Annotated in this window: 11 protein-coding genes; all 11 read right to left on the reverse strand. The window is 56.3% G+C overall.

The annotated features are described in order from the left end of the window. The 11 genes from ACFO1S_RS08495 to ACFO1S_RS08545 all read right to left on the reverse strand — a co-directional run bounded on the left by ACFO1S_RS08495 (position 1) and on the right by ACFO1S_RS08545 (position 9,217). Entirely contained in the window at positions 1 to 1,620 is a 1,620-nt protein-coding gene (locus tag ACFO1S_RS08495; protein WP_204602789.1) for a complex I subunit 4 family protein, read from the reverse strand. Continuing rightward, the gene (nuoL, locus tag ACFO1S_RS08500; protein ID WP_204602788.1) at positions 1,620 to 3,488 is read right to left on the reverse strand and encodes an NADH-quinone oxidoreductase subunit L; all 1,869 of its coding nucleotides are present in this window, start codon (positions 3,486 to 3,488) and stop codon (positions 1,620 to 1,622) included. The genes ACFO1S_RS08495 and nuoL overlap by 1 nt, the downstream gene beginning before the upstream one ends. Positions 3,489 to 3,493: 5 nt before the next feature. Further along, complete coding sequence (nuoK, locus tag ACFO1S_RS08505; RefSeq protein ID WP_204602917.1) at positions 3,494 to 3,796, reverse strand: NADH-quinone oxidoreductase subunit NuoK; 303 nt, start codon at positions 3,794 to 3,796, stop codon at positions 3,494 to 3,496. 2 nt (positions 3,797 to 3,798) lie between these two features. Beyond that, on the reverse strand, positions 3,799 to 4,320 hold the full coding sequence (locus tag ACFO1S_RS08510; RefSeq protein ID WP_204602785.1) for an NADH-quinone oxidoreductase subunit J: 522 nt from the start codon (positions 4,318 to 4,320) through the stop codon (positions 3,799 to 3,801). 3 nt (positions 4,321 to 4,323) lie between these two features. Continuing rightward, entirely contained in the window at positions 4,324 to 4,770 is a 447-nt protein-coding gene (nuoI, locus tag ACFO1S_RS08515; protein ID WP_204602784.1) for an NADH-quinone oxidoreductase subunit NuoI, read from the reverse strand. A gap of 16 nt (positions 4,771 to 4,786) precedes the next feature. Beyond that, the gene (gene nuoH, locus ACFO1S_RS08520) at positions 4,787 to 5,794 is read right to left on the reverse strand and encodes an NADH-quinone oxidoreductase subunit NuoH (protein ID WP_204602782.1); all 1,008 of its coding nucleotides are present in this window, start codon (positions 5,792 to 5,794) and stop codon (positions 4,787 to 4,789) included. Further along, positions 5,794 to 6,894: an NADH-quinone oxidoreductase subunit D gene (locus tag ACFO1S_RS08525; RefSeq protein ID WP_204602781.1), complete on the reverse strand. Its 1,101-nt coding sequence runs from the start codon at positions 6,892 to 6,894 to the stop codon at positions 5,794 to 5,796. The genes nuoH and ACFO1S_RS08525 overlap by 1 nt, the downstream gene beginning before the upstream one ends. Positions 6,895 to 6,900: 6 nt before the next feature. Continuing rightward, positions 6,901 to 7,695, reverse strand: coding sequence for an NADH-quinone oxidoreductase subunit C (locus ACFO1S_RS08530; protein WP_204602779.1), 795 nt, complete (start codon positions 7,693 to 7,695; stop codon positions 6,901 to 6,903). Continuing rightward, positions 7,692 to 8,210, reverse strand: coding sequence for a NuoB/complex I 20 kDa subunit family protein (locus tag ACFO1S_RS08535; RefSeq protein ID WP_204602778.1), 519 nt, complete (start codon positions 8,208 to 8,210; stop codon positions 7,692 to 7,694). The genes ACFO1S_RS08530 and ACFO1S_RS08535 overlap by 4 nt, the downstream gene beginning before the upstream one ends. Then, complete coding sequence (locus tag ACFO1S_RS08540) at positions 8,195 to 8,566, reverse strand: NADH-quinone oxidoreductase subunit A (RefSeq protein WP_204602777.1); 372 nt, start codon at positions 8,564 to 8,566, stop codon at positions 8,195 to 8,197. Before ACFO1S_RS08540 ends, ACFO1S_RS08535 begins: the two co-directional genes overlap by 16 nt. A 216-nt stretch (positions 8,567 to 8,782) precedes the next feature. Beyond that, positions 8,783 to 9,217, reverse strand: a complete 435-nt coding sequence (locus tag ACFO1S_RS08545) for a Dps family protein (RefSeq protein WP_204602776.1) — start codon at positions 9,215 to 9,217, stop codon at positions 8,783 to 8,785. Between the last annotated feature and the right edge of the window lie 439 nt (positions 9,218 to 9,656).

A 9,656-nucleotide genomic window follows, 5' to 3' on the forward strand; every position in this document is an offset into this window, starting at 1 on the left:
TTATCCTCCCACCCTCGTCTGTATTTGGTCTAGCCAGCCGCTGAAGCCATGCTGCATAAGGTCCGTCAGGATGGAAGGGTAAACGCCGAGCAGGACGATCAGGGCGGCTAGCACAATCATCGGCAACGCTTCGATGAAGCGCGCGTCCTTCATTTCCGCGAACCTTTCCGGCATTGCTCCGTAGGTTATGCCAAGTATGCTTCGAAGCACATAGATTGCCGCGAATAGAATACCCAGCGCGCCAATAGCCGTCAGCACCTTCATCGAGCCGAACAGCCCCAGGAAGGACAGGAATTCTCCGACGAAGCCGGACAATCCCGGCAGTCCAAGAGAAGCCAGACCCGCCAGCAGCAGAATGCCCGCAGTGAACGGAACCGCCTTCGCCAGTCCGCCAAGTTCGTCCACGCGGGTGGTCCCCGTTCTCTCATACAAGCTGCCTACGATCAGGAAGAGCAGCGCCGAGATCAAGCCGTGCGAGACCGATTGGAATATTGCGCCCTGCAGTCCGACCTCTTCCAGAGAAGCGATCCCCAGCAAGACAATGCCCATATGGCTAATACTTGAATAGGCCAGCACCAGCTTGAATTCCTTCTGAACGCAAGCGAGAATCGCACCGTACAGAATATTGATTACGCCCAGCACGGCCAACGCCGTTGACCATGATTGCATATGCCCGGGAAATAGAAATACTGCGAAGCGAATGATTCCGTAAACGCCCATCTTCAGCAAAATCCCGGAGTGAATCATCACGACCGCTGGCGGCGCTTCCGTATGCACCTTCAGCATCCACGTGTGAAACGGAAATATCGGCACTTTGATTCCGAACGCCACGAGCAGCAGCAAGAAGGCCGCCCACTTGGCGTTATCCGACAGGAAAATCCGGAAGTATTCCGCCCGCTGCATCTCGAGATTCGCCAATGCGGACGGGTCCGTGAAATTACTCAGCAGCACGTTGTAGTTGCCGGAATAGACCAGATTCACATTGTCCGCCGTACTTAGCCCGAGCGTCGCGATAAGCATCAGGAATGCTAGAAGCATCGCCGCCGAGCCGAGGCCGTTGTAGAGAAGGAACCGGGTTGCCGCCTTCTCTCTTCCGTAATAGCCCCAGATGCCGATCAGGAAGAACATCGGAATAAGCGTGACCTCGAAGAAAATAAAGAACAGAACCAGATCCCTTGCCAGGAAAACGCCGTATATTCCGGTCAACAGCAAGAGGAACAGAACATAGTACGTTTTCCAGCGCTTGCGGATTTGAACGGAGGCCAGCACCGACATCGTGGATACGACAGCCGTCAGCAGCAGCATCGGCATGGAGATTCCGTCCACTGCGAGATGATAATCGAAGCTCAGCTTGAGCGATTCGACTGCGCCGCTGCCGCTAAAGGCATCGATGTTCAGGGGAATAGACAGCCATGTCGCTTGCTCCGTATAGGCGCCCCCGCCTGCTGCCGGCTGATAGGCCGCGAACAGCCACAGGCACAGCGCCAGCGGAATAACCGTGAATAGAATCGCCGTTGCGCGCAGCCAGTTGCTGCGCGCGGCGGGCAGCATAAGCACGATCAAAGCCCCGACCAGCGGGATGAAGGTAATCAGAGAGAGTATCGGCAGGTGATCCAGCATTACCAGAACCTCCTTCCGGCGACTGCGAGAATGAGGATGACGATGCCGATGACCGCCGTCAACGCATAGGCTTGAACCTGGCCGTTCTGCAGCCTGGAATTCAGCCGCCCGAGCGCAGCCACGGAGTAGCCGGAGGCGCGAACAACCCCGTCGACGACGTAATGGTCGAACAGCTCAAGCAGCTTGCCAAGTCCGTGGAGCGGCTTAACGAAGACCGCATGATAGAACTCGTCGATGTAATACTTGCGTTCAAGCAAGGAGACCAGACCCGGCGCCCGCGAGGAAATCGCGTCTCGCCTGATCGTCCCTCTGGCGAACATCAGCCACCCGATGTAAATGCCCAGCAAGCCCGCTGCCGCAGAGACGATCATCACAAGCCCGCTTGCATGATGCTCGGCTTCGCCGCCCAGCATCCATGAGCTGAACCAGCCGTTAAAGGGCGTATCGACGAAGCCCGCAACAATCGCCAGCGCGGCCAGCACAATCAACGGAATCGTCATGACCGCAGACGATTCCTTCGCCGGCCGCTCCTCCTTCGGCTTGCCGGCAAAGACCAGGAAAAACAACCTTGCCATGTACAAGGCAGTGAAGAAGGCTGCAATCACGCCGACGGCGAACAGAAGCGGCTGCTTCTCCAGCGCCGCCGCCAGAATCGCATCCTTGGACCAGAAGCCGGAGAACGGCGGAATGCCGGACAGCGCCAGCGCCCCGATGCCGAATGTCCATGCCGTAATTTTCATTTTGCCGCCCAGCCCGCCCATCTGGCGAATATCCTGCGTATGTACGCTGTGAATCACGCTTCCCGCCCCAAGGAAGAGCAGCGCTTTGAAGAAGGCGTGCGTAAACAGATGGAACATCGCCCCTCCGACAGAGCCGACCCCAAGAGCCAGCATCATGTAGCCCAACTGGCTGACCGTAGAGTAGGCGAGCACACGCTTGATATCGTTCTGCGCCAGCCCGATCGTGGCGGCGAAGATCGCCGTGAAGGCGCCAATGATCGCGACCGTATGCATCGCAACCTGCGAAGCCTCGAAGATATCGAACGTCCTCGCAACGAGAAATACGCCGGCTGCGACCATTGTCGCGGCATGAATCAGGGCGCTGATCGGCGTCGGCCCCTCCATCGCATCCGGCAGCCAGACGTGAAGAGGAAACTGACCGGATTTGCCGACCGCTCCAAGAAAGATCAGCAGGGCGATCAAGGTCGTAATCCCCGTGGAGATTACGCCGCTCTGCGTGTCGAATACATTATGAAGCGCCGTGAAGTCCAAGGCATGGCCGGGCATGTACCAGAATAGAAGAAGAATCGCAATGAGCAATCCCAGGTCTCCGATCCGGGTGACGATGAACGCTTTCTTCGCTGCGGCCTTCGCCTCGGGCTTCTGGTACCAGAAGCCGACAAGAAGGAAGGAACACACGCCGACCAACTCCCAGAAAATATAGAAGGTCAGCAGATTGTCCGCCAGAACCAGGCCCAGCATCGAGCTGGTGAACAACGCGACATAGGCGAAGAAGGTCGAGATTCTCTCATCCTTGGCCATATAGCCCTGCGAGTACAGATTCACGAGAAAGCCGACCAGCGTTACAACCACGAGCATCATTGTCGAGAGATTGGTCACCTCGAAGCCGGCCGTCAGCTTAAGCTGACCGATCTGAATCCAATCGATCTGCTTGCTGAAATCCGGCGCGTTGCCCGAAAGCCTCTCGAAAGCGAGGCAGAGAGAGAAGACGAAGGACGCGAAGGAGGCCGCCGTTCCAAGCCAGGCACCCGATTTCCCCCACCCTTTGCCCATAGCCGTCATGATCACGAACGCAGCAAAAGGGATAAGCGGGATGATCCAGGCATTTTCCGTAAAGAAGGTGCTCATGAAGGTTACCTCCTCAACTCGTCGAATTCATCCACGTTCACCGTTGCGCGACTGCGGTAGAAGACGATCAGAATCGCGATGCCGACCGCCGCCTCTGCCGCTGCGACCGTAATGGTGAACAAGGAGAAGATTTGGCCCGTCATCGACGGGTTCACCCCGTACTTGGAGAATGCGATCAGGTTGAGATTCGCCGCATTGAGCATTAATTCGATCGACAACAGCACGATGATCGCGTTGCGCTTCGTCAGCACTCCGTACAATCCGATGCAGAATAATACCGCAGCGAGAGTCAAATAAGAGGACAGCATGCTCACGGCGTCCCCTCCTCTCTCTTGGCCAGCGCAATGGCGCCGATGAAAGCGACCGTTAGCAGCACCGACATAAGCTCGAACGGAATCGCATAACGAGTGAACAGCTGAAGTCCGATTTCCCTCGTGGAATCTGCGTAAGACGCCGCTTCTTGCGGAAAGCTCGCATTGCGAATACCGTAGAACAGCATTCCGAACAGACTCAGGCAGCCGATGGCGGCCAACGTGTCCCGCAGCGGACGTCCAGCCTCTCGCCCTTCGCCGTCATGCTTCGTCATCATAATTCCGAAGATCATCAGGATCGTAATGGCGCCGACGTAGAGCAGCACCTGGACGAAGGCGAGAAATTCCGCTTCCAGCAACACATACAAGCCGGCAATCGCGATGAATGTGAACGCCATCGATAGCGTCGTATGCACTACCTTGGTGAAGTTGATCGCCAGCACCGCTCCGACGATCGCGCATACCGACAGTAGGAAGAACGCCACGAACTCTCCCGTGATTTCGATGTTGAAGTTAAACACGACTTATTTGGCGCCCCCCTTCGGAGAGCCGATGTTGTTGTTGTCCTCGCGGACATTTGTGTTGTTCTCATACAGCCATTGTTTGTCCTTGAACAGATCGTCCCGGCTGTAAGCCGCCAATTCGAAATTGTTCGTCATCACGATCGCTTCGGTCGGGCATACTTCCGTGCACAGATCGCAAAGAATGCAGATTTCAAAATTGACGTCGAACGTGTCGATGACCTTCCCCTTTTTTTCCGGATCGGGGTTGGCCTTGCCCGTTAGCGTAATGCAATCCGTCGGGCAGATGCGGGCGCATTGATTGCACACGATGCATTTGTCCGGCTCGAAGTACTGTATTCCGCGGAAGCGTTCGGGCATCTTGAGCGGAACGTCGGGATACGCGTGAGTCAATTTTTTGGTCCCTAGCGTTTTCAGGGTTACGCCAAGTCCTTTAAGCATGCCTTTCATGACGTCTACCTCCCTCCTATCCGATCAGTTCTATGCCTACAGCCGTTAAGAAAATGTTAAGGATGGCCAGCGGCAGCAGCACCTTCCACGCCATTCCCATCAATTGGTCGACCCGGAGCCGCGGGAAGGTCGCCCGGATCCAGAATAGAGAAAACACGATCAACGCGAACTTCAGGAAAAACCAGATGAGGCCCGGCACGAAATCCAGCTGCGGAATCGGGGGATTCCAGCCGCCGAGAAATAGAATCGTGGTCAGGCAGGCGATCGCGTATACGTAAATATACTCCGTGAGCATGAAGAAGGCAAAGCGGAAGCCGCTATATTCCACGTGGTATCCGGCGACCAGCTCCGACTCCGCTTCCGGCAGATCGAACGGCGTCCGATTAAGCTCCGATACTGCAGCGATCAGGAAGATTCCGAAGCCGAGAATTTGCGGAATGAAGTTCCAGTGCCAGAAGTACCCGCTCTGGGCGATAACGATGTCTCTGAGGTTCAGGCTGCCGCTCATCATGACCACGCCGACGACCGACATGACCAACGGCACCTCGTAGCTGATCATCTGGGCGGCCGACCTCATGCCACCCAGCAGAGAGTATTTGTTGTTGGACGCCCATCCCGCCACAACGATGGCAATCGTCGTAATGCCGGACAAGGCGATGTAATAGAGAAAGCCGACGTTCAGATCGGCAAACTGCAGGTTCTGCGTGTAGGGAATAAAGGCCAGCACCGCGAAGGAAGGGATGAACGCCAATGCGGGCGCAAGAATAAACAAGCCTCGATCGGCTTTCTTCGGAATGGTATCCTCCTTGAGCAGCAGCTTGGCGACGTCCGCAACCGTCTGAAGCAATCCTAACGGTCCCGTCCGATTCGGTCCCTTGCGATATTGCATCCAGCCGATGAACTTGCGTTCGAAATAGATGGCATAGGTGACGAAAATGATGACGACCGCAAGCACGCCGATGGCTCCGGCGATGAAGATTCCGGCATTGCCCCAGCTCAGGGGCTCTTCCCAGAAGCGTTGCATCAGCAGTCAACCTCCCCGAGCACAATGTCGATGCCGCCCAGAATCGTCACCAGGTTCGTCATGCTCTCGCCCACCAGCAGCTTGGGAAGGATCTGAAGGTTGACGAACGACGGCCTTCTGAACTTCAGGCGATAGGGCTCCGCTTTTCCCTTCGATACGATATGGCAGCCGATCTCTCCGCGCGGCGATTCGATCCGCACATAGATTTCTCCCGCCGGCGGCCGAATGACGCGCGGAACCTTGCCCATCGTCTCCCCCTCGCCGGGGAATTGCTCCAGGGCCTGCTCCAGAATCCGCAGACTCTGCTCAATCTCCGCCATTCGCACCTGATAGCGATCGAAGCAATCGCCGTTCTTGCCTGTCGGCACTTCGAATTGGAAGCGATCGTACAAGCTGTAAGGCTCCGCCTTGCGGAGATCCCACTGCACGCCGGTGCATCTCAGGTTGGCGCCGGACAAGCCGTAGTTGATCGCAGTCTCGGCGTCGTATTGACCGACTCCCTTGATTCGCGCCAGGAAGATTTCATTGCCGCTTACCAAATTATGATACTCATCGAGGCGATGGGACATGTCCTTGACGAATGTCTTCACCCGATCGATCCATCCCTCGGGAGCGTCCCATTTTACGCCGCCCACGCGCATGTAATTGTAAGTCAGCCTCGCGCCGCACAGCTCATTGAACAGCCCCAGTATCCTCTCCCGGTCGCTGAAAGCGTACAGGAAAGGACTTAGGGCCCCGATGTCCAGCAAGTACGTTCCCCACCAGACGAGATGGCTCGCTATGCGCTGCATCTCCATCACGATGAGCCGGAGGTATTCCGCCCTTTCCGGAATTTCCAGCCCCATCATTTTCTCGACTGCATGGCAGAGAACGTAGTTGTTGGTCATCGCCGAGACATAATCCATTCGATCCGTATAAGGAACGATTTGCGTAAAATTCAAGTCTTCCGCAAGCTTCTCGGTGCCTCGGTGCAGGTAGCCCATCACGGGGGTTGCCTCCGTGATCACTTCTCCGTCCAGTTTGACGATTATTCGGAACACGCCGTGCGTGCTCGGATGCTGTGGACCGACGTTGAGCAGCAGTTCTTCTGTGCGAATCACGCGTGCTTACACCTCCGGGTCAAGCGGGACATAGTCTTTGCGAAGCGGATGGCCGACCCAATCGTCGGGCATCATAATGCGTCTAAGATCGGGATGCCCGGGAAAATCGACGCCCAGCAGATCGTAGATCTCCCGTTCGTTCCAATTCGCGGTTTCCCATACCGGAGTCGCGGAAGGCACAGAGGGCCGTTCGCGGTCCGTGCGAATCTTCAGGCAGTAGCCTTCCTTGGTATCCATATTAAGCGGGTAATAGACGACTTCCATATAAGTCTCGTAATCCACGCCCGAGACGTTCCGCAAGTAAGCGCACTGAAGATCGGAATGATTGCGAAACAGCTGCGCCGCTTGCTCCCAGCGTTCTTTCCTGATAACGAGAGTAGGCAGATGATCGTTGGCTTCGTTGATATACGCCTCTTCGACAGCATCCTCCGAGACGAGCCGGCTAAGCAGAGCCGCTGCCTTGTCCAGAATCGGCTGCTTCGGAGAAGGCGGCTTCGGCGGCGCTTCCGGCTCTGCCGAGGCCGCTTCGCTGCCTTCCGCCTTCACGGCGGAACGAGCCTCCGTGCCCGCCCGGGCGGCTTCAGCCGCTGCTTGGGCCGCTGCCGCTTTCGCCGCCTCGCGGGCCTCCAGCGCGGCCTTGCGCCGCGCCGCCTTCTCCTCGTCGGTCTCCTTTCGGCGCTCCGGGACGGCCGGCGTCTCTCCTCCGTTCGCCGCGGGGGTATCCGCCGCAGTCGGAGTCGCTTGTTCCGATTCGCTAGCGACCTTCGGCTGCTCCGATTCGCGCTTGTTCTCCTCGCTCATCGGCTGGTCACCTGCTTCCCGGTCTTAGCTTCGTAGCGAATTTTCTCCTGCAGCTTGTTGATTCCGTAGATTAGCGCCGCAGGATTCGGCGGACAGCCCGGAATGTAGACATCGACGGGAACCAACTGGTCAACGCCCTTCACGACAGCATAGGACTTGACGTACGGGCCTCCTGCAGTGGCGCAGGACCCCATCGCAATTACCCATTTGGGCTCCGGCATCTGGTCGTAAAGCCGCTTCAGAAGCGGCCCCATTTTCTTGGTGACCGTGCCCGAGACGATCATCACGTCCGCCTGGCGCGGGGATGTCCGGAAGATAACGCCGAATCGGTCCAGATCATAATGCGCTCCGCCTGCGGCCATCATCTCAATCGCACAGCAGGCCAAGCCGAAGGTCAGCGGCCAGAGCGAATTGCTGCGGGCCCAGCCCTTCAATTGCTCGACCGTGCCGAAGAAAACGTTGCGATCCAATTCCTTCCGGTCCTCCGGAGATACTTTCGCTAGATCGAGTTCCACTTGAACACCTTCTTTCTCCAGGCATACACCAGACCGACCAGAAGCAATCCCGCAAAAATAATCATTTCCACAAGCGCAAATAGACCAAGCTGCTTGTAAGCTACGGCCCAAGGGTAAAGAAATACGGTTTCCACATCAAAGACGACGAACATTAACGCATACAAGTAATAACGGACATTGAAGCGGATCTGGCTGTCCCCCACGGGCTCATTGCCGCTCTCGTATGTGGTTTGCTTCTCCTGATTCGGTTTCTTCGGGCGAAGCACGGAGCCGAGCCACAACACGAGGATTGGAAAAACGATGCCCAGGACGAGGAAGACGGTAACAATGACGTATGAGTTGACATATTTCTCCACTGCAACGCCTCCGCATATAGGTAAATTTACCCCATAATTATAACAAATGCCCCTAGCCAAGTCTACGGAAAAAGCGTTTTCATTGGAAATAGAGAATGCCGTCGACCCGACTTCAGGCGCTCCCGCCTATGTCCAATTATATGCGGCTCCGATTGTCCTAGCACAAGACAAGACCACCGCTCTCGTTCCGCGGTGGTCTTGCGCAGCCTCAGCTTCTCAGCCTATCGTTGCCTTGAGCATCCACACTTGCTTCTGAAGCTCTTCTACCTGGCCGATCACGATGTCCGAGGTAGCCGTATCCTGTTCCTTCTCGGCGGCTTCGGATACTCCCTTGAGCCCTTCGATCAGCTCCTGCAAGTCCGCGATCGTGGCCGCCAGCATGTCGTTCTCGGTTTTGGCTTTGTCCGCTTCCTTGATGGTCGAATGGGCCAGGAACTCCTTCATGGTCGAGAGCGGCTTCCCTTCGATGGCCAGAATCCGCTCTGCGAGCTCGTCCAGCTTTAAGGCCGCCAGCTCGTACAGCTCCTCGAACTTGGCGTGAAGCACGGGAAAGTGGGGGCCCTTCACGTACCAATGATAATGGTGCAGCTTAATGTAGAGCACCGACCAATTGGATAGTTGCACGTTAAGCGAATCCGTCAGTTTAGTCATGCGTATCCCTCCAAGCTTTCATCTGTTCTCTCTCTTTACTGTACCCCTCCCCTCAAGAAAAGAATCATGTCGCCCTTACCCGAAAGTATTAGTTGCTGCAGGAAAGTGTCAATTGGTAAACCGTGCATAGTTAAATAGGGTCTCAGTTGTCCTCAACCCTGGGTGGTCCTGGCGATATAGAAAGCCATTCAATATTCCAAAGTGATTCAGCTACATTGGTGCTCGGGAGGAGCTTGATGCTTGGGGTAGCTTCGTGCTTGGGAGTAGCTTCGTGCTTGGGGAGTAGCTTCGTGCTTGGGGAGTAGCTTCGTGCTTGGGAGGAGCTTCGTGCTTGGGAGGAGCTTCGTGCTTGGGAGGAGCTTCGTGCTTGGGAGGAGCTTCGTGCTTGGGGAGTAGCTTCGTGCTTGGGAGGAGCTTCGTGCTTGGGAGGAGCTTCGTG

The sequence above is a fragment of the Cohnella boryungensis genome (assembly GCF_042651945.1).
In the GTDB taxonomy this organism is placed as follows: domain Bacteria; phylum Bacillota; class Bacilli; order Paenibacillales; family Paenibacillaceae; genus Cohnella; species Cohnella boryungensis.